Origin of the sequence: Allomuricauda sp. XS_ASV26 (assembly GCF_041224615.1) — a bacterium.
In the GTDB taxonomy this organism is placed as follows: Bacteria; Bacteroidota; Bacteroidia; order Flavobacteriales; family Flavobacteriaceae; genus Flagellimonas; species Flagellimonas alginolytica.
Window position 1 is genome coordinate 160,339 of sequence record NZ_JBGFGK010000027.1, and the last position, 20,894, is coordinate 181,232.

Sequence of the window (20,894 nt, forward strand, 5' to 3'; positions counted from 1 at the left end):
AATTTTATAATTCGAAATTTGACTTGAATCCCAGGTAATGTTCGCGCATTCTTGGGATTTTTTTTGATTAATACGCTTTGTTTAAGTTATATCTCACGATAGGCCTTGGTGGTCAGAAATTCTTCAAACTTATCTGCCCTCACCAGCTTATCGAACAATTTGATGGCTTCATCAAATTTGGTATTGTGCAAATTGCCCTCACCTACCAAGTGTCGGATTTTTGCGATTTCTTCTTCCAACAGTTTTGTATAGAGAGCTTCGGTTAGTTTTCTACCATCATCCAACCTAACCGTAAATTTTAGCCATTGCCACAATTGTGTCCTGGAGATTTCGGCCGTTGCCGCATCTTCCATTAAGTTATTGATGGCCACACACCCGTTGCCCCGCAACCAAGACTCCATGTACAGTATGCCAACGGAAATATTCTTACGGACCCCTTTTTCGGTAACTGTACCTTTAGGAATGGCAAGTAGATCGGAAGCTGCTATTGAATCCTCTTCCCGGAGCACATCGTGTTGATTTGCACTGGGCATGTGCGCATCGAAGATATCCTTGGCAATTTTCACCAACCCGGGATGCGCCACCCATGTGCCATCGTGCCCGTTTTTAACCTCTCTTTCCTTATCCAATCGTACTTTTTCAAGTGCCTTTTCATTGGCAATGGGGTTGTTGTTGATAGGTATTTGTGCTGCCATACCGCCCATTGCATGAATACCTCTTTTATGGCAACGCTGTATCACCAGTTTTGAATAGGCATCCATAAAGGGCACTGTCATGGTCACCTGATCTCTGTCCGGCAAAATAAATTCGGGATGATTCTTAAATTTTTTGATGTAGGAAAAAATATAATCCCATCGGCCACAATTAAGACCTACAATATGGTTTTTCAGCTCGTAAATGATCTCGTCCAATTGAAAACTGGCCGTTATGGTCTCGATCAAAACCGTTGCCTTGAAGGTTCCTACCGGAACGTTCAGGTATTCTTCAGCAAATGTCATTACCTCGTTCCACCATCTGGCCTCCAAGTAATGTTCCAACTTGGGCAAGTAGAAATATGGAGCGGATTTCCGGTTGCGCAATATCTCCGTGTTGTGGAACACATACAAACCAAAATCGACCAAACTGCCCGAAGCCTCCTCCCCATCGATCAAGATATGTCTCTCGTTCAAATGCAGTCCACGGGGCCTCACCAAAAGAACGGCTACCTCCTCGTTCAACTTATAGTTTTTACCTTTTTTTGAATCATAATAGGTAATGGTGCGTTTATTTGCATCTATTAAGTTCTGCTGGCCTTGCATACAATTATACCAAGTCGGGGCATTGCTGTCCTCAAAATCGGCCATAAAGGTCTTGGCGCCGGAGTTCAAAGCGTTGATCACCATTTTCCGGTCCACCGGCCCGGTAATCTCAACTCTTCTGTCCTGTAAGTCTTCTGGAATTCCTTTTACCTTCCAATCTACGGTTCTTGTCTGTTCCGTTTCTTTGGGGAAATCCGGAAAAGTACCTGCATCAAATTGTGCTTGCCGCTTAGTTCGTTCGTCCAGCAACTGCAACCTTGATCTATTGAACTTTTGATGCAATGCGATCAAAAAATCAAAAGTCCGATTTGTCAACAGTTCTGGGTAGTAGTTCTTCACCTCTTTTGCAAATTGCAATTTGGTATTGGTCATAACTGCTTGTTCCATAGTACTTTTAAATTTATGAAACAAGGTTAACGCAAACGTTTGAAAAAAACAAGCGAACGTTCGCTAATTTCTATTTATTCGCTTTTTTTATCATATTCGCAAAAAGAGTTATCTTTGATTGAGAAAAATGGAAGAAGAATATATTAAACTGATTTTTGGGCTAAAGCTCAAGCAGATACGGTCCAAAAGAAAACTTTCGTTGTTTGGTTTGTCCAAACTATCCGGACTCTCCAAATCTTACCTCAACGAAATCGAAAAAGGAAAAAAGTATCCCAAAACGGATAAAATTGCCCTTCTGGCGGAAAAATTGGAAGTTCCCTACGATAATATGGTTTCCCTTAAGTTGGACAAAAATCTAGCTCCGGTCGGCGAATTGCTAAAGTCCAAAGTTTTGAAAGAACTTCCCTTGGAACTGTTCGGGATCAAGGAAAGTGACCTTATTGACATTGTAGCCAACGCCCCTACCAAGGTAAACGCTTTTATCAGCACCATTATTGAGATTGCCAAACACTACAACTTTGGCAAGGAAAGCTTTTACTTGGCCTCCTTGCGTTCTTTCCAAGAGGCCAGCAATAACTTTTTCCCCGAATTGGAGGAGGCGGCAGAGAATTTTACCAAAGCGTATCAGGTCAATTCTAAAAAGTCACCAACATCAACGGAACTAGAAGAAATATTGGTGGAGGAATATGGCTATTCCATTAATAATGACGAACTGACCCGATATAAGGAACTGGACAACCTACGGTCTATTTTTATCCCCAAAACAAAAACACTTTTGGTAGCGGACCATATCGATGAGGCACAACGGGCTTTTATCTATGCCAAAGAAATCGGGTACAATTATTTAAACATCGAAGAACGACTGTACACATTTACCTGGATCAAATTCAACAATTTTGATCAAGTGCTCAATAATTTTTACGCTTCTTATTTTGCTGGAGCTCTGGTCATCCCGAGGCACTTGATCAAACAAAATCTGGAGACCTTTTTAGCCCAACCAAAATTCGACAAATCGTTTCTCACCGAAATCAAGAACAGTTTTAATGCGTCACCGGAATCACTTTACCAGAGACTGACGAACATCTTGCCCAACGATTACCAGCTGGAAAACCTATTCTTTCTTCGGTTAGGGCATAAAGAAGGAAGCAATCGATTCCATATTACCAAAGAATTGCACCTTACCCACCACCATTCACCACACGGAAACGAATCCAACGAAAAATATTGTCGCCGTTGGGTCTCTATCCGGGTGTTGCAGGAAATTTCAAAAACATCGGCCGAGCACCTCATGGATGTTCAGATCTCGCATTACCCAAACGACGGTTTATCCTATCTTATTTTTTCCAGTGCTACGGCAGATCCATTTAAAAAAGACGAATATAGGAGTGTAAGTCTTGGACTATTGATCAATACAGAACTCAAAAAGAAAGTAAAGTTTTTGGATGATCCCAAAATAAAAACCTACAATGTTGGCGTTACTTGCGAGCGTTGTTCCATAAAAGATTGTGATGTAAGACAATCACCTCCTGTGGTGTTGCAAAAAAAACAACAGAACTTGAAAACCGAATCAGTAGTGGAAGAACTGCAGCTGAAATTCAGTTAGGTTACGCTTTTGGTTTTAACAGTACATTAAAAACAGCTTCGTCTTCCAATAGTTGAAATCCGTTGTGCAGATGGGACTGTTCCACGGCGTAAGGATAGAACGAAATCGGCTCGATACATACCATATTCCGAACTTCCGTCCAGCACATAAAATTCCCAAAACCTTTGGTCTCGATGGTAATCTCCTTTTCATCCTTTAGTGTGATGGAGGTACAATCCGCTACCTGCAGTGCCCTACTCCCAACAGCCAAAACTTCGTCCAATGTTATTTCCCTGTTTTTGGTCACAATGGTGGGTGCACTGGAATACAACTTAAAAGTTGGATGATACCCCAACATAAAGGGCATTCCTTGCTCGCCGGTAATTCTAAAACTGATTTCCAACGAATCCTCGTGCAACACAAACGATTTTTTAAACTTGAAATCATATGGCCAGATCAACGCTTCTTCAGTGGATTTTTCCGGGAACTTGGCATTGAAAACTTCAGTGCCCGCTTTATACTTTTTTTCGTAAACGACTGTAGTATCCGAATGGTTTGCCAGTTCGTATTCCATTTGACGTAGATGACCATGTTGGTCCTGTACAGCAGGGCCTTTTGGGGTTTGAACCCTAAAACCGGCTTTGTTAACTGGCCCGATAACAGGGAACATTTCGGTATCCGAACTACTCCAGCCCGGGCTTCCTTTTTGATGGATAAATTCAAATCCGTTAACCTTGTAACCGACCAACTCTCCTTTATCTATGCTTATTTCGCTTGTATTGTTTTTTAGCTGAATCATCTTCTTAATTCTTGGTTATTCGAACTGGATGGCTTTTACAGGTGTAATCTTTGTGATAATATACGATGGAATCAAAAGCATTAACAAACAAAGTACCATGACCCCAATATTCAAAAATATAATTGTGGACAGATCCATATGTACGGGAATGTACTCAATATAATATTCTTGCGGGTTTGGAAATTTGAACATTCGATACCTGTCCTGAAGAAAAATAACACCCAATCCGATAAGGTTTCCCCAAAATAGCCCAATGGCAATCAAATAGGCTGCGTTATATAAAAATACCTTTCGAATGCTCCAGTTCGCCGACCCCAACGCTTTAAGAATTCCTATCATTTGGGTACGTTCCAAAATCAAAACCAGTAAAGCGGTAATCATATTTATACCGCCCACAATGATCATAATCCCAATAATCAAAGCAATATTGAAATCAAAAAGTCCGATCCATTCAAAAATTCGGAAATACTTGTTCTTTATATTTTGGGTATCCAAAACAGAGATTGTTTTGTTATATATTTCGTTACTTTTTTCTTCAAGTTGGTCGAAATCCTCAATAAATACCTCAAAGTTTCCAATTTGATTTTCCTCCCATTTGTTCATCCGTTGGATATGTCGGATATCCACGAATACGTAGGTTTCATCAAACTCCTCGAAACCACTGTCATAAATACCCACAATATCGAACCGTCTATTATTCGGTGGCTTGGAGGCGTCCCCATCCCTCAGAAAAAAGGAAAAAAAGCTATCACCGGTCTTTAGTTGCAACCTATTGGCCATTAATTTGGAGATCAACACCTCTTCGTTCAACTCATCGCTATAATCGGGCAACCTACCGTCCACCAGATATTCCTTGAACGTACTCCAATCATAATCGCTCCCAACCCCTTTTGCCAACATCCCTTCAAAAGTATCTGCAGTTCTAATAATTCCTCCTTTGGTGGCTACGGCCTGTACGTGCTTTATACCCTCAACGTTCAAAAACTCTGGATAAAAGTCCTGATCAATGGAAATTGGTTTCAAGGAAACCTCGGAGTTGTTATTATCAAAATTGGAAATTTGGATATGTCCGTTAAAGGCTGCAACCTTTTCTCGAACCTTGTTTTTAAGGCCCACACCTGTCGCTATGGCAATCAACATCATAACAACACCGATGGCAATTGCCGCAATGGCAATTTTTATAATCGGGGCGGAAATACTAATTTTATGCTCCTTCCCTGTAACAAGGCGTTTGGCTATAAATAATTCTAAATTCAACGAATGCCCATTTTATCTAGATTCAAAAGTACATTTTTATTGTTGTTTTTAATGCTTTCCGCATGCAAGGGTCAACAAAAAGAAGACAATTCCGATACCAAGGCACAAACAGCCACTCCCCCGTCCATAAAAGTGGCCGCCAACCGAACCGAGGCCTATGCCCCCCTTTTAAAAGAAAAATCAGTAGGAATTGTAGCCAACCCAACAAGCGTTATTTTCAAAGAAAAAGGCTACACCCATTTGGTGGACTCTTTAATTTCTTTAGGTGTCGATATTAAAAAAGTATTTGCCCCGGAACACGGTTTTCGAGGTACCGCAGATGCGGGAGAGCACGTGAAGGACGGTATGGATACGCGAACGGGACTGCCTTTAATTTCCCTTTATGGCAAAAATAAAAAACCTTCCAAAGAGCTACTCGAAGAGCTCGATGTTGTGGTTTTTGACATTCAGGATGTCGGGGTCAGGTTTTACACCTACATTGCCACACTGGAATTGGTAATGGAGGCTTGTGCCGAAAACAACAAACCTATAATTGTGTTGGATAGGCCCAACCCCAATGGACATTATGTGGATGGCCCCACCATGATGAAGGAGCACACAGGATATTTGGGAATGAACACTATACCGTTGGTGTACGGGATGACGATGGGCGAATATGCCTTAATGCTGAACGGTGAAAAATGGATGGAAAACGGTGTAAAAGCCGACTTAACAGTTATAGAACTCGAAAATTACACACACGATTCGGAGTACCATTTGCCTATCCGACCTTCCCCGAATTTGCCCAACGATACATCGATTACATTATACCCCAGCTTGGGACTTTTTGAGGGCACCAATGTGAATGCAGGCAGGGGCACCGAATCCCAATTTCAGCGCTATGGGGCATCCTTTATGGATAGTACGGCCTATGATTTCAGTTATGTTCCCAAGCCTAATTTTGGCTCCAAATATCCTAAAGAAGAAGGCAAGACCTGCTACGGCAATGATCTATCCAAAACGCCAAGGATGAACAAAGTAAGCATGGAGTGGATCATTGATGCCTACAACAACACCTTGGATAAATCAAAGTTCTTTTTAACCAATGGGTTTACCAAACATGCCGGCACGCCTTTGCTCCAACAACAGATTGAAGAAGGTATGACCAATGAAGAAATCCGGGCGACTTGGCAGAATGATCTGAAAGAATTCAAAAAGATCAGGGCAAAGTATTTGATCTATGATTAGTTTTTTGAATTGAAATTTTATCCAAAAAAACATTTCTTGTAAAAGATTTCACGATTTATCTTTGCCGCAAAGTTTTTTGGATTGACCAAAACCCCGATTTCCCAATTATACGAACAGTCTCCCGCACTTGGGAAACTGAGGAGCGCCATTGCCCAATCTCAAAGCAACTCTTCTGCAAGATCACAAAAAATCAATGTAAAAGGGCTTGTGGGCTCATCGCTTTCTTTTATGATAACCGACACGTTCAAATCGGCAGACCTACCTTTTCTCCTAATTTTGAACGACAAGGAAGAAGCCGCCTATTATTTAAACGATCTGGAACAGCTCATCGGTGAAAAAGATGTGCTTTTCTACCCCGGAAGCTATCGTAGGCCATATCAAATAGAAGAAACCGATAATGCCAACGTACTTTTGCGTGCCGAAGTCCTAAACCGTATCAATTCCAGAAAAAAACCTGCGGTGATCGTTACCTACCCCGATGCACTATTTGAGAAAGTGGTTACGCGAAAGGAACTCGACAAAAACACTCAAAAGATTAAAATTGGTGACGAAATCTCTTTGGATTTCTTGAACGAAGTCCTTTTTGAATATCAGTTTAAACGAGTGGACTTTGTTACCGAACCGGGAGAATTTTCCGTTCGTGGCGGAATTGTGGATGTGTTCTCCTTCTCGCACGACGAACCTTATCGTATAGAGTTTTTTGGCGATGAAGTGGACAGTATTCGAACTTTTGATGTAGAAACACAACTCTCCACGGACAAAGTGAAGAAAATCACGATCATCCCCAATGTAGAGAACAAATTTACCGAAGAGATACGCGAAAGCTTTTTAAAATATGTTTCGGCAAGCACAGTGGTATTTGCCAAAAACCTAGCACTGATCTACGACCGAATCGATTCTCTTTTTGAAAAAGCGGAGGAAAGTTTCGCCAAATTGAGCCAAGAGATCAAACACGCAAAACCTAAAGAACTTTTTGCAGATTCGATTTTATTAAAAGCACAATTGGAGGATTATTTATGTGTTGAGATAGGCAATTCTTCCGTAAGTTCGGGTGCGGTCGAGAACCAGACAAAAGAACTTAGTTCGGCTACGCTCGAGACGACAGCTTCGATAATCCAATTCAATACCAAACCTCAACCCTCCTTCAATAAAAAGTTTGATCTGCTGATCGAAAACCTCAACGATAATCGGGATGGGGGTTACAGCAATTATATTTTCTGTTCCACGGAACAACAGGCCAAACGTTTTCACGATATTTTTGATGAAGTGGACCAAACCGTCCATTATCAAACCATAATATTCCCGCTCTACCAAGGTTTTATTGATCAAGACCTGAAAATAGCCTGCTACACGGATCATCAAATTTTTGAGCGTTACCATAAGTTCCATTTAAAAAATGGCTATGCAAAAAAACAGGCCATTACTTTAAAAGAGCTCAACAAACTCGAAATTGGGGATTACGTGACCCATATTGACCATGGTATCGGCAAGTTTGGAGGATTGCAAAAAATTGATGTAGAGGGCAAAAAGCAGGAAGCCATTAAACTTATTTATGGCGATCGTGATATTTTATATGTGAGTATTCACTCATTGCACAAAATATCCAAGTACAACGGTAAGGACGGTGCACCACCAAAAATATTCAAACTGGGTTCTGCTGCCTGGAAAAAACTGAAACAAAAGACCAAGGCAAGGGTTAAGAAAATTGCTTTCGACCTTATTAAGGTTTATGCTAAACGTAGACTCGAAAAAGGGTTCCAATATGCCCCGGACAGCTATCTGCAGCACGAACTGGAGGCATCCTTTATTTACGAAGACACCCCTGACCAAGAAAAGAGCACCCAAGATGTAAAAAAGGACATGGAAAGCGAACGCCCCATGGACCGTTTGATCTGTGGTGATGTAGGTTTTGGAAAAACCGAAGTTGCCATTCGTGCCGCATTCAAGGCCGTGGACAATGGCAAACAGGTCGCCGTTTTGGTACCTACTACCATTTTGGCCTTTCAACATAGCAGAACCTTTAAGGAGCGCCTAAAAGAAATGCCCGTATCGGTCGATTACCTCAACCGCTTCCGTACCGCTAAGGAGAAAAAGGATGTCTTGGAACGTTTGGCCGAGGGCAAAATAGATATCATTATAGGCACCCATCAACTTGTGAACAAGAACGTGCAGTTCAAAGATCTGGGATTGTTGATCGTGGACGAGGAACAAAAATTCGGGGTTGCTGTAAAAGAGAAGCTACGTTCCATAAAAGAAAATGTGGATGTGCTTACATTAACCGCCACTCCTATTCCGAGAACACTTCAATTTAGTTTGATGGCCGCTCGGGACCTATCCGTGATCAATACGCCACCGCCCAACCGCTACCCCATCGAAAGTCAGGTTATTCGTTTAAACGAAGAGGTTATACGCGATGCGGTATCCTACGAGATCCAAAGGGGCGGACAAGTATTTTTTATCCATAACCGCATAGAGAACATTAAAGAAGTTGCCGGAATGCTCCAACGTTTGGTACCCGATGCAAAAATTGGTATCGGACATGGTCAAATGGAAGGCAAAAAATTGGAATCCTTAATGCTTTCGTTCATGAACGGCGAGTTCGATGTATTGGTGTCCACCACGATTATAGAAAGTGGATTGGACGTAACCAACGCCAACACCATTTTTATTCATAATGCCAATAATTTTGGGTTGAGCGATCTACACCAAATGCGCGGGCGCGTAGGCAGAAGCAACAAAAAAGCCTTCTGTTACTTTATTACACCGCCTTACGAGGTTATGACCCCCGAAGCAAGGAAACGAATCGAAGCTTTGGAACAATTTACCGACTTGGGCAGTGGTTTTAACATAGCCATGAAAGATTTGGAAATACGAGGAGCGGGCGATCTTTTAGGAGGCGAGCAAAGTGGTTTCATAAATGAGATCGGTTTCGAGACCTATCAAAAAATATTGTCGGAAGCCATAGATGAACTTAAGGAGAATGAGTTCAAAGAATTGTATGAAGAAGTAGAGGGCGACAAAGAAAAAGTATATGTAAAAGAGATGCAGCTCGATACCGATTTTGAATTGCTCTTCCCTGATGATTACATAAACAATATAACCGAACGACTGAACCTTTACACCCAACTAAACAGTGTAGAGGACGAAGTAGGCCTACAAAAATTCGAGGCACAACTAGTAGATCGTTTTGGGGAGTTACCGGAACCTGCCGTGGATTTGATGAACTCTGTTCGTATAAAATGGATCGCCACCCATATAGGACTGGAAAAAGTGATCATGAAAAAAGGCAAGTTTATTGGTTACTTTATTGCCGACCAACAATCCAGTTTTTACCAAAGTCCTACATTCACTAAAGTATTACAATACGCTCAAACACATCCGCAATTGGTAAAACTCAAGGAAAAACAGACCCGAAATGGACTCCGGTTATTGTTGGTTTTTGATAAAATAACAAGTGTGGAGAAGGCATTGAAGGTGTTGGAGCCGTTTACGCCTTCAAAAGAGAATGTTTCTGCATAAGTTAAGATTTCTCATATCGTTCGAAAGGACTGATACACCACCTAGATCATTTCGATTGAGTGAAGCGTCCAGCAACTTCAAAATAAAAGAATAAGTCCGTATAGTACGAAATGGCATTCAAACTTAAAAAGCCCCGTAAACCTGCTTAACAAACTCCCCTATTTTTGAAGGTTCCAGCCAACGGGTCACGATCACCAAACCACTTTTTTGGTCAACCACAATAAAATTGCCCCCAAAACCGGCAGCGTAGAACACATGTTCAGGAACACTATCCCAATGGCGGTCACCCTGTAGGTTTAACCACCACATGTAGCCATAATTCACATTGGGCACGGAAGGCATAGTCGCTTTCTTGATCCAATCCTCACTGATAATCTGTTCATCTTGCCATTTCCCGTTGTTCAAGAATAGGATTCCAAAACGGGCCATATCCTCGGTAGAAATAAAAAGCCCTGCACCTGAGTGTCCACCTCCCGTAACGGATTTCATTTTAATACCATCGATAACGGTCCAAGCATTTTCGTAACCGAACCATCGCCAGGATGTAGTTGCTCCAATTTTATCCATCACCTCTTCTTTGAGCACCATGGGAACAGGTTTTCTCCACACATGGGTGAGCGAATAGGCAAGTACGTTCACACGAACATCGTTATATTCCATTACGGTTCCTGGTTCGTTAAGGGTTCGGTACTTCCAATCGTCAAGACCTCCTTTGCTAGGTGGACGGTCCGCCCAGTCCTTTCCTCCCCACAGCTCGCCCGACCAATCGGAATTTTGTTGTAATAGGTGTTCCCAAGTAATTTTAGAATTATGCTCGCCATCAAAAGTGCCGTCCCAGATATAGTCGCCAACTTTATCCTTGGTGTCGTTGATCAATCCGTGATCTTCGGCAAGACCAGCAACGGTGGACAAAAAGCTCTTGGTAACACTAAAAGTCATATCAACACGTTTGGTATCGCCCCACGATGCCAAAACATAGCCGTTCTTCATAATCAATCCGGCAGGTCCCCCACGTTTTTTGGTCGGACCCAAAATTTGATGAAAAGGCTCTCTCTTGAACCCTTCCAAAATAGCGACCCGCAAATCCCTGGACCCGGAATATTCGTTGGATTTGGCATAATCGACCGCCTTTTTCAAAGTAGCTTTGTCAAATTTAAATTGACCATTCTCAGCTGTTTTCCACGTTGCGTAGCGTTCTGGAAAATATATTTCTTGGGAGTTGACATTAAAAGTGATGGCAAATGCGGCAAAAAGTAAGGCCGCAACAAAACTGTTTTTCATTTCAGAAAGGTTTGGATTGGGAAAGTAAGGTAGTGATTGTTACGGAATTTTAAATCATCAGTTCCAATGATGATGTAGATAGATAATGGATTCTGCTTAAAAACAAGAATAACATCTTGGCATTCTTGAGCAATCGAAATCTAAAGATCGATTCTTTACTACCCATCTGTTGTAGGCCTTCGATATTTATGGAAAGGTTGTTTTAGCAAGCCTTTAATGCTGCTGTTCTCCTTTTCATCCGGAAATGTATCCACGCCGTAAACAATATCCTCTGCATCCAAATACATATAGGTACCGAACAACCGGTCCCAAATAGAAAAGATATTCCCGTAATTGGAATCGGTATAGGGCAACTTGTAGTGATGATGCACTTTGTGCATGTCCGGACTTACAATGAACCAACTGATAGCATTGTCCACTTTTTTTGGCAATCCGATGTTCGCATGGTTAAATTGAGAAAAAATTACCGACAGACTCTGGTACAGCATTATTATTCCTATGGGCGCACCAACGATTAAAACACCTGCCAAAGTAAAAGCGTAGCGTATTAAACTTTCCAAAGGATGATGCCTGTTGGCGGTAGTGGTATCCACATTGTGGTCGGAATGGTGCACCAAATGTACCATCCATAAAGGTTTTACTTTGTGCTCCACCCAATGGGCCGCATATGCCCCGATCAAATCCAGAAGCATTACCCCTAAAAGCACATATAGCCACAACGGCATTTCGGGCAACCAATTAATGATCCCGAACCCATTCTCCACAGCCCAGTCCGAAGATTTTAGGAGCAAGAACGCTAAAGGAAAGTTCACTATTATCGTTGTGAACGTAAAAAAGAAGTTGGGCACTGAATGACGCCATTTTTTGTAAGGCGCGTTGAACAAGGGCACAATACCCTCCAAAATCCAAAAAAAAGTGATTCCTCCTACCAAAATTAGGCTTCGGTGCCACGAAGGAATCGTTTCAAAATAAGAAATTATCTGTTCCATTCCTTCAAATATAACAAATCATCAAAATTTTATGGATTTTTTCATTTCCTCCACAATATTGAAGGCCGCAGGGCAAATGGCCACATTCTTCAGGGTCAAATGGGCAATCTGTTGGAACTTTTTTCGGTCCGTATGCGGAAACTCACGACATGCCTTGGGCCGAACGTCGTAAATGGAGCAATAATTATCGGCACCCAAAAACGTACAGGGTACGGATTGCAGCACATAATCGTTCTCTTCATCCATTCGTAAAAACTCATCTATGAATTGTGAAGGTTTCATCCTAAAATGTTTTGCTATCCTCTCGATATCCGCAGTGGTAAACAATGGACCCGTGGTTTTGCAACAATTGGCACAATTAAGGCAGTCGGTACGCTCGAATTCGCTCTCGTGCAAATCCTGCATTGTATAATCAAGGTTTTTGGGAGGACGCTTTTTTAGTTTAGCAAAGAATTTTTTGTTCTCGGCATGTTTTTCCTTTGCCCGTTGCGCCAACTCCTTAAGTATTTCGTCCATAGTGCACAAACTTATCCATTTTAAACCTTTCAATGCAATTAAAGTCCCACCTTTGCAAAAACAAAACACCCAAAATGGCAGATGCTTTTGGAAAGGCGGTATTAGATTATCAAAAAGGCCTATATACGGAAGACATTAAAACCTTTTCATCTTTAGATGAAGAGGATGTTATCCCTGTCCCCTATTTGTTCCGCAGCTTCCATAAAATGCCCAAAATAGAACAAAAGGCCCTTGAGTTGGCACGGGGAAAGGTCCTGGATATTGGTGCAGGTGCCGGAAGCCACTCCCTGTATCTTCAAGAAAAGGGATTGGATGTTACAGCCTTGGACAATTCCAAAGGATGTATAGCGGTATGCGAGGAGCGTGGCATAAAATCTGTGGTTTTAGGCAGCATATTGGAGTATAGCGATACCCGTTTCGACACCTTGCTATTGTTGATGAACGGAATCGGTTTGGCCGGAAAATTGAAAAATTTAAGTCACTTTTTAAAGCATTTGGCCTCATTATTGATGCCCAATGGTCAGGTTTTGGTCGATTCCAGCGACATTATTTACATGTTCGAACAGGATGATGACGGTGGTTATTGGATTCCGGACAATGGCGATTACTATGGCGAAGTAAAATTTAAGATGGAATATAAAGGAATGGAAACCGATGAGTTTGATTGGGTCTATATAGACTTCAATACCCTAAAAAATGCCTGTGAATCGAATAATCTTAATTGTGAACTTGTACTATCTGGGGAACACTACGATTATTTGGCCAAACTAACGTTAAAAAAGTAATAGTTTCCCATTTAGAACGTTGATATACTAATTCTCTTGTTATGAAAAAAATTGCTCTTTGTGCCCTATTCTGTGTTGGATTATTAACGAGCTGCTCCAAGAGTTCGGACGAAAACACCACTAGCGAATCCAGTACCAATCTTAAAGCTGGGAACCTATTGACCACGGGCGCGTCGGCAAGAGACCTATTATCCAACGAAAATTTTGACAAGCTTATAATTGAAATTGCGTATGTTGCCGGTTTTGAGCCTACATTTGAGGCCATTTCCAATTTTGAAGACTTTTTATTGGAAAGAACCTTTAAGGAGAATATAGAATTCAAGTTTACCTCACTTTCCACACCATCCGAAGAAACCCTTACCCTAGATGAAGTTGTAGACCTGGAGGAAAAAAACAGGACCCAGTACAACAGCGAAAATGCCATTGCGGTATATATCTATTTTGCCGACGCACCATCCGATAGTGATGATGAAGATGAAGGATTGGTCACTCTTGGCGCCGTCTACCGAAATACATCCATGGTCATTTATCAATCCACCGTGGAGGATATTGCAAACCGCAGCTCGTTCGTAACCATAGCCGATGTGGAGACTGCTACCTTACTACATGAATTTGGCCATTTGTTCGGTTTGGTAAACTTGTCCACACAATCTGTAAACGACCACGAAGAAACCACGGAAAATGAAGACGGGAATCAGGAAGGCACCAACCATTGTAATGTTGAAGGCTGTTTAATGCGTTCTGAATTGGAATTCGGGAGCTCCATGCTCAAACAGATGGAGAAAAACGCCTCCAAAGGATTGGCCACTATTCCCGATTTTGATGCCGAATGCATTTTGGACCTTCAAAAGTACGGTGGTCGATAAATTGCCAGAAAATTAAGGGATATTTAAATATTTGTGGGTCTGCAAAGATACTTTCCATTTAGGGTTCTTCATTACATAATCCACAATTTGTGGCACCATTTTATCCCTAACGCTCCACTCGGGCTGTAAATACAAAATACAGTTCTCCCCAACTTGTGCCGCTTGCTCTTCCGCAAATATAAAGTCGTGTTTATTGTACACAATTACCTTTAGTTCGTGTGCTTTTTTGGAAATATCCCCAACAGGGAGCTTATTTTTTTTTGGCGAAAGACAAATCCAATCCCAAACCCCTGTTAAAGGATAAGCCCCGGAAGTCTCGATATGTGTCTTCATGTTTTTGGCCTTTAGGCCATGGGTCAATGGTCCCATATCCCAAGTCAGGGGCTCACCTCCTGTAATCACAATGGTATCGGAGTACTTTTCGGCGTTTGCGATTATGCTATCGATGTGTGTAGGAGGATGTGTTTCCGCGTTCCAGCTCTCCTTTACATCGCACCAATGACAACCCACATCACAACCTCCCACCCTTATAAAATAAGCGGCCGTACCTTTATGATATCCTTCACCCTGAATGGTATAGAATTCTTCCATGAGCGGCAACATGGCACCTTTCTCCACCAATTCCATTACATTTTCTTTTACCATGCCGCAAAGATAGTCCTCTTGGGCGGTTTCACCTATTTTACGGCAATAACATCGATTTCTATCTGTCCGTTGGCAGCAATGCCCTTCGCGGCAAAAGTGGTCCGAGCAGGCTTTTTGGTAAAATACTGGACATAAATTTCGTTAAAAGCCGCAAAATCATCAATATCTGCCAAGATCACGGTACATTTCACCACATTGTCCAAAGTCAAATTGTGCTCCTCAAGGACCGCTTTTATATTTTCAATAGCTTGTTTGGTCTCGGCCTGGATACCGCCATCAACAAGGGTACGCGTTGTATGGTCCATTCCAATCTGCCCGGCCAAAAAATACATATTGCCAGCTTCAACCACATCGCTAAAGGGAGCTTTCTGTTTTTTAGGTTCGTGCGAATTATGGAAAATAAGTTCGGTGGTTTCCTGTGCATAAGTGGTTGCAACAAAGCCGCTCAACAAAATTGCCAAGATGGTGTACTGAAAAGGTTTCATGATCTCGTTTTTAGTATTGCCTAAAATTACCCTATTTTTATCGCAAATTGAACAGCGATGGGCAATAAAGAAAAATTCTTTGAACATATAGCACAGGGATACGCCATGAAAGGCGATTACATTACCATGGGTGCCGGTATGTTGGATGGTGAAACCATCACCGATGCACATATAAAGATTCCTTTAAAAATGATGAACCGTCACGGACTCATCGCAGGTGCAACGGGAACCGGTAAGACGAAGACCCTACAAGTGCTTGCAGAGAATTTATCCGACAAAGGAATCCCGGTTTTGCTCATGGATCTAAAAGGAGATTTGAGCGGTATCGCCCAACCAAGCCCCGGCCATCCTAAAATTGATGAACGGCACGAAAAGATCGGGCTTCCATTCGAACCCAAAGGTTTTCCTGTAGAGATCATGTCGCTATCCGAACAAGATGGGGTACGCCTACGCGCCACTGTTTCCGAATTTGGCCCTGTACTTTTATCCCGTATTTTGGATTTGACAGTAACCCAAGAAGGTATTGTTGCCGTAGTATTTAAATATTGTGACGATAATAAATTACCCTTGCTCGACCTAAATGATTTTAAAAAGGTACTGCAATATGCAACTGGTGAGGGCAAAAAAGAGTTTCAATCGGCTTATGGCCGTATATCCACAAGTTCCACAGGGACTATTTTAAGAAAGATCATCGAGCTCGAACAACAGGGAGCCGATTTGTTTTTCGGGGAAAAATCGTTCGAAGTGGACGATTTGGTCCGTATTGATGAAAACGGACGAGGATTTATCAATATAATCCGTTTGACCGATATTCAGGACCGTCCCAAACTCTTCTCAACCTTTATGTTGAGCCTTTTGGCGGAAATTTATGCCACCTTCCCAGAGCAAGGCGATAGCGACCGACCCGAATTGATATTGTTCATAGACGAGGCACACCTTATTTTTGACAATGCCAGCAAAGCGCTTTTAGATCAAATTGAAAGTATTGTGAAACTAATTCGCTCCAAAGGAATAGGGTTGTATTTTGTAACCCAAAACCCGACCGACGTGCCGGACGACGTACTGGCACAATTAGGATTAAAGGTGCAACATGCCCTACGTGCTTTTACGGCCAAGGACCGAAAAGCCATAAAGCTCACGGCGCAGAACTATCCCATTTCCGAGTTTTACAACACAGCCGAGGTACTTACCTCTTTAGGAACCGGGGAAGCCTTGATCTCCGCTTTGGACGAAAAAGGACGCCCCACTCCACTGGCAGCAACCATGATGCGTGCTCCTATGAGTCGAATGGATGTGTTAAGCGATTCCGAGATCAAAGAGGTTTTGGACGCCTCCAAATTGATAAAAAAATACAATGAGGAAATCGATAGGGAAAGTGCTTACGAAATCCTGAGTGAAAAAATTGAAAAAGCTGAAAAGGAGGCAGAGAAAGAAAAAGAAATAAAACAAACTTCCCGCAGAACAACCTCAACACGAAGAAGCACCAGAATGAACCCTGTGGTCAAAGTTTTGACCAGTGCAACATTTATCCGGGGGGTTTTGGGCGTATTAAAAAAAGTGATTCGATAATAATTCAAATGAAAAGAACAATTAGCATATTGACCCTAATTTGCGGCATTGCAGCAATACAATCCTGTAAAAAGGACACCACGTTTTTAATTACCGAAACCAGTGTAGGCCCGCTGACCCAAACTACCAGAGTTCCAGACATAAAAACTGTTTTTGTGCAAGATTCGGTCGTAGCCGATTCTACACAGATCAACCTGGGGGTATCACCAAAAAAAATGGAGGTTTACGAAAAAGGCGGCAAACACCTTTTAACCCTAAAGGCGAATTCCGATAGTATCCCTACCATTGAAAACGTAAGGATCATGGACCCAAGGTATGTTTCAGACAAAGGTGTAAGCTTGCAAAGTACCTTCAAGGACATCCAAAACAGTTACGATATCAAAAAAATTGTGACCACATTGAACAGTATTGTTGTTTTTCCAAAAGGAAGCAACCTTTATTTTACCATTGATAAAGAAGAACTGCCCGAGGGCCTTCGTTTCTCATCTTCCAATATTGAAGCGGTACAGATACCCGATGAAGCTAAAATAAAATATTTGATGGTGGGTTGGGAATAGACCCAAAATCCTTGTCCCCAAATGAAAAAAGCACTTAACAAAATAATTCCATTGGTCTATGGGCAGTACTACAATGCCTATACATGGATAGCTCCGAAAAAAGCGGCCCAAAGTGCCTTTCATACGTTCAGCACAGTAAGAAAGGGAAGGGTTAAACCGGAACAGGCCGATTTTTTGAACGGCGCCAAGTTTACTATTGAAAAAGTTGTGGGACATCAAATACAGACCTACCATTGGCCCGGAAACAAAGAAACCGTTTTGCTGGTACATGGATGGGAGAGCAACACCTATAGATGGCGCAACCTAATCAAAAAATTAAGGGAAGCCGATTTTAATATCATTGCTTTTGATGCTCCTTCGCATGGGTACTCCTCCGGGAAACATCTATACGTACCACTATATGAAGAAGTGGTAAACTACATGGTGCTAAAACACGACCCTAAGCACCTTATCGGCCACTCCATGGGCGGGATGACCATTGTTTACAACCAATATAAAAATCCCAAAGATTCCGTTGAAAAGATAATCACGATTGGAGCCCCTTCCCATATCCAGGATTTTATCGACCATTTTCAAGATTTGTTAAAATTGAACAATAGGGTAATGAAGAATCTGGACAATTATATCGAAAATCGTTTTGGGTTTAAAATCGACCAATTTTCTACAGCGGAATTTGCCCAGTCCATCAGTAAAAAAGGTTTGCTTTTTCATGATAAACTAGACAAGATAGCACCCTACAATGCATCGGTATCGGTAAGTGAAAAATGGAAAAACAGCAAATTGATAAGCACAGAAGGGCTTGGCCATTCGATGCACCAAGACAATATAAACGACCAGATCATTTCATTTTTGGAGGGTTAAAAAAGTTGTTCTATTTTTCATAAAAAATAGAGACCATGCAAAGCATAACACCCTTTCACGTTGCCGTACCTGTTCATAATTTGGAAGAATGCCGCACTTTTTACCGAGATGTTCTTGGTTGCGAAGAGGGTCGAAGTGCCGAACATTGGGTAGATTTCAACTTTTTTGGTCACCAATTTGTAATTCATTACAAGCCTAAATCGGACGAAAAGACCCACACCAACCCAGTAGATGGGAAAAATGTTCCTGTACCCCACTACGGTGTTGTATTGCCCTGGGATACCTTTGAGACATTTTCCAAAGGTTTGATCAAAAAAGGAATCGAATTTGTAATAGAGCCCTACATTAGATTTAAGGGTGAGCCCGGGGAACAGGCCACCATGTTCTTTTTAGATCCTGCCGGTAATGCCCTTGAATTTAAAGCCTTTAAGGATATGGGACAATTGTTTGCAAAATAAGCTATACCAGGTTCAACCCTTTTTTGCGAACCCACAAATGAGCAAAGATCATATTGGGCACCCAGCACAACCAAGCCACTATTTTGTAGGCCAATACAAATTCTCCAAAAATCAAGGTCAGGATAGGCAACCAAATCCGTAGAGTGACCGCAGCAAAACATGCCGCGTAGCTGTAAATCATCAATCCTTGGTGTAGCGATAGATCTTTGTTTTTAACTGCAATATAGGCCCTTATGGTCGTAAACAACCAAATAACGCCCAAACAAATAAACCCTATTGAAGAAACTATACCTCCTGTAGCAAAAAAACCAAGATAAACACCACATAGACCGCTTGCCACTGCCGAGACTATATAAACCTTACCTACATTGCGATGTACCAGCAATCGTTTGGTCCTTATTTTTTTTACAAATTGCAACCAACCGATCATCAAAGCCAAACCTCCAAAACTGATATGTCCATAAAAGGCGAAATTCCATAAAGTACTGGACAGCAACTCATCCGATTTGTTCATTAAGATACCAAACTCCTCCGTTGCAAATAGGTAAATTAATGGGTATAGACCAATACCAATGGCCAATAAAACGAAGACCACCCATGCCGCTTTATTCCGTACCGATTGAGCCATATTATTGGTTTTGCAAGAAGTAAGTTATCGATTATTTGGGGATAAAAACAAGAATTTACAAGGTAATTCGTTATAAATGCAATGATTAGGCCCTTATGCCTTGCCCAAATCCTACAATTATGAAGACAATTCTACTCTTGATCACCTTGATCTTTTCCGGTATGGCCGTGTCCAGTTGCACCAATGATGAAGACGATACGGATTTTCAGATCATAAACCCCGAGGAAGAGCAACAAACTGCTTTACAATTAGAACAGGAAAACGCAGACTGACCTATTTGGCGTTGTGGCGCTCTCTTGCCAACAATGTGTTTTTCAATAACATTGCAATGGTCATAGGACCTACGCCACCGGGTACCGGGGTAATGTAGGATGCTTTTTTACTGACATTTTCAAAATCTACATCTCCCGTAATGTAGTACCCTTTTTCGTATGTATTATCTGGAACACGGGTAATCCCTACGTCGATAATGGTAACCCCCTCTTTTACCATATCGGCCTTAAGAAACTTTGGAACGCCCAAGGCAGAAATTACAATATCGGCCTGTAGAGTGAGCTCTTTTAGGTTTTTGGTCCTGCTGTGGGCCAAGGTTACGGTGGAATTTCCGGGACTTCCTTTTTGGCTCATCAAAATACTGATCGGCCTACCTACAATGTGGCTTCTACCGATTACAACGGTATGTTTGCCTTCGGTTTCTACCTGATAACGTTTCAACAACTCCATAATTCCGAATGGGGTAGCCGAAACAAAAGTTTCCATGTCCAAGGCCATTTTCCCAAAATTGGTGGGATGAAAACCATCCACATCTTTATCCGGATCTACGGCCATAAGAACTTTTTCCTCATCAATATGTTTGGGCAGTGGTAGTTGCACAATGTAACCGTCGATATTTGGATCATTGTTCAATTGATATACTTGCTTTAGCAATTCTTCTTCGGTGGTTTCTTCTGGCAAATGTATCAATGTGGATTCGAAACCTATTTTTTTGCAGGATCTTACCTTGCTCCCTACATAGGTTAGGCTAGCACCATCGTTACCCACCAAAACGGCTGCCAAATGAGGGACTTTTTCCCCTTGCTGTTTCATTTTGGCCACCTCAACGGTGATTTCTTCTTTTATCTGGTTGGATACTTTTTTTCCGTCAAGGATTTTCATGGATTGTGTTGGTTTTATCTTTTGATTGGG

General features: G+C 41.8%; 20 protein-coding genes. 10 read left to right on the forward strand and 10 right to left on the reverse strand.

The window, feature by feature from the left end; genetic code table 11:
- Positions 1–86: 86 nt before the first annotated feature.
- A complete protein-coding gene (gene aceB, locus AB9K32_RS02355; RefSeq protein WP_252080499.1) occupies positions 87–1,685 on the reverse strand; it encodes a malate synthase A in 1,599 nt (532 codons plus the stop codon).
- A 127-nt stretch (positions 1,686–1,812) separates the two neighbouring features.
- Here aceB and AB9K32_RS02360 point away from each other — a divergent pair, with 127 nt between their 5' ends.
- A complete protein-coding gene (locus AB9K32_RS02360) occupies positions 1,813–3,288 on the forward strand; it encodes a helix-turn-helix domain-containing protein (protein ID WP_369884246.1) in 1,476 nt (491 codons plus the stop codon).
- A 1-nt stretch (position 3,289) separates the two neighbouring features.
- On the opposite strand, the gene AB9K32_RS02365 is transcribed toward AB9K32_RS02360, so the two are convergent.
- Both AB9K32_RS02365 and AB9K32_RS02370 read right to left on the reverse strand, forming a co-directional pair.
- Positions 3,290–4,066 carry an aldose 1-epimerase gene (locus AB9K32_RS02365; RefSeq protein ID WP_369884247.1) on the reverse strand — a complete coding sequence of 259 codons (777 nt, stop codon included), beginning with the start codon at positions 4,064–4,066 and terminating at the stop codon, positions 3,290–3,292.
- Positions 4,067–4,081: 15 nt separating this feature from the next.
- Positions 4,082–5,323: an ABC transporter permease gene (locus AB9K32_RS02370; protein ID WP_224837479.1), complete on the reverse strand. Its 1,242-nt coding sequence runs from the start codon at positions 5,321–5,323 to the stop codon at positions 4,082–4,084.
- A 3-nt stretch (positions 5,324–5,326) separates the two neighbouring features.
- Here AB9K32_RS02370 and AB9K32_RS02375 point away from each other — a divergent pair, with 3 nt between their 5' ends.
- Together AB9K32_RS02375 and mfd are read left to right on the forward strand one after the other, a co-directional pair.
- The gene (locus AB9K32_RS02375; protein ID WP_369884248.1) at positions 5,327–6,550 is read left to right on the forward strand and encodes an exo-beta-N-acetylmuramidase NamZ domain-containing protein; all 1,224 of its coding nucleotides are present in this window, start codon (positions 5,327–5,329) and stop codon (positions 6,548–6,550) included.
- 81 nt (positions 6,551–6,631) lie between these two features.
- Entirely contained in the window at positions 6,632–10,069 is a 3,438-nt protein-coding gene (mfd, locus tag AB9K32_RS02380) for a transcription-repair coupling factor (protein WP_369884249.1), read from the forward strand.
- Positions 10,070–10,192: 123 nt separating this feature from the next.
- Here mfd and AB9K32_RS02385 read toward each other — a convergent pair whose 3' ends face one another.
- The 3 genes from AB9K32_RS02385 to AB9K32_RS02395 all read right to left on the reverse strand — a co-directional run bounded on the left by AB9K32_RS02385 (position 10,193) and on the right by AB9K32_RS02395 (position 12,855).
- Entirely contained in the window at positions 10,193–11,350 is a 1,158-nt protein-coding gene (locus AB9K32_RS02385) for a serine hydrolase domain-containing protein (protein ID WP_369884250.1), read from the reverse strand.
- Between the two features lie 158 nt (positions 11,351–11,508).
- Complete coding sequence (locus tag AB9K32_RS02390) at positions 11,509–12,339, reverse strand: sterol desaturase family protein (RefSeq protein ID WP_369884251.1); 831 nt, start codon at positions 12,337–12,339, stop codon at positions 11,509–11,511.
- 21 nt (positions 12,340–12,360) lie between these two features.
- Entirely contained in the window at positions 12,361–12,855 is a 495-nt protein-coding gene (locus AB9K32_RS02395; protein ID WP_224837474.1) for a YkgJ family cysteine cluster protein, read from the reverse strand.
- Between the two features lie 74 nt (positions 12,856–12,929).
- On the opposite strand from AB9K32_RS02395, the gene AB9K32_RS02400 reads away from it, so the two are divergent.
- On the forward strand, positions 12,930–13,640 hold the full coding sequence (locus tag AB9K32_RS02400; RefSeq protein WP_369884252.1) for a class I SAM-dependent methyltransferase: 711 nt from the start codon (positions 12,930–12,932) through the stop codon (positions 13,638–13,640).
- Between the two features lie 41 nt (positions 13,641–13,681).
- On the forward strand, positions 13,682–14,506 hold the full coding sequence (locus tag AB9K32_RS02405) for a hypothetical protein (protein WP_252080508.1): 825 nt from the start codon (positions 13,682–13,684) through the stop codon (positions 14,504–14,506).
- Positions 14,507–14,518: 12 nt separating this feature from the next.
- Here AB9K32_RS02405 and AB9K32_RS02410 read toward each other — a convergent pair whose 3' ends face one another.
- Complete coding sequence (locus AB9K32_RS02410) at positions 14,519–15,151, reverse strand: 7-carboxy-7-deazaguanine synthase QueE (RefSeq protein ID WP_224837471.1); 633 nt, start codon at positions 15,149–15,151, stop codon at positions 14,519–14,521.
- Positions 15,152–15,183: 32 nt separating this feature from the next.
- Entirely contained in the window at positions 15,184–15,636 is a 453-nt protein-coding gene (locus AB9K32_RS02415) for a Rid family detoxifying hydrolase (RefSeq protein WP_252080509.1), read from the reverse strand.
- A gap of 57 nt (positions 15,637–15,693) precedes the next feature.
- On the opposite strand from AB9K32_RS02415, the gene AB9K32_RS02420 reads away from it, so the two are divergent.
- From AB9K32_RS02420 to AB9K32_RS02435, 4 genes are read left to right on the forward strand one after another with little or no spacing between them, the layout of a single operon-like run.
- A complete protein-coding gene (locus AB9K32_RS02420) occupies positions 15,694–17,205 on the forward strand; it encodes a helicase HerA-like domain-containing protein (RefSeq protein WP_369884253.1) in 1,512 nt (503 codons plus the stop codon).
- 8 nt (positions 17,206–17,213) lie between these two features.
- Positions 17,214–17,762 carry a hypothetical protein gene (locus tag AB9K32_RS02425; protein ID WP_369884254.1) on the forward strand — a complete coding sequence of 183 codons (549 nt, stop codon included), beginning with the start codon at positions 17,214–17,216 and terminating at the stop codon, positions 17,760–17,762.
- Between the two features lie 21 nt (positions 17,763–17,783).
- Positions 17,784–18,623 carry an alpha/beta hydrolase gene (locus tag AB9K32_RS02430; RefSeq protein ID WP_369884255.1) on the forward strand — a complete coding sequence of 280 codons (840 nt, stop codon included), beginning with the start codon at positions 17,784–17,786 and terminating at the stop codon, positions 18,621–18,623.
- A 35-nt stretch (positions 18,624–18,658) separates the two neighbouring features.
- Complete coding sequence (locus AB9K32_RS02435) at positions 18,659–19,081, forward strand: VOC family protein (protein ID WP_369884256.1); 423 nt, start codon at positions 18,659–18,661, stop codon at positions 19,079–19,081.
- Position 19,082: 1 nt separating this feature from the next.
- Here the strand turns inward: AB9K32_RS02435 and AB9K32_RS02440 are convergent, their stop codons facing one another.
- A complete protein-coding gene (locus tag AB9K32_RS02440; RefSeq protein WP_369884257.1) occupies positions 19,083–19,709 on the reverse strand; it encodes a DUF2306 domain-containing protein in 627 nt (208 codons plus the stop codon).
- A gap of 119 nt (positions 19,710–19,828) precedes the next feature.
- Between AB9K32_RS02440 and AB9K32_RS02445 the strand changes: the two genes are divergently transcribed.
- A complete protein-coding gene (locus AB9K32_RS02445) occupies positions 19,829–19,981 on the forward strand; it encodes a hypothetical protein (protein ID WP_224837464.1) in 153 nt (50 codons plus the stop codon).
- Position 19,982: 1 nt separating this feature from the next.
- Here AB9K32_RS02445 and folD read toward each other — a convergent pair whose 3' ends face one another.
- Positions 19,983–20,864: a bifunctional methylenetetrahydrofolate dehydrogenase/methenyltetrahydrofolate cyclohydrolase FolD gene (gene folD, locus AB9K32_RS02450; protein ID WP_369884258.1), complete on the reverse strand. Its 882-nt coding sequence runs from the start codon at positions 20,862–20,864 to the stop codon at positions 19,983–19,985.
- Positions 20,865–20,894: the final 30 nt, after the last annotated feature.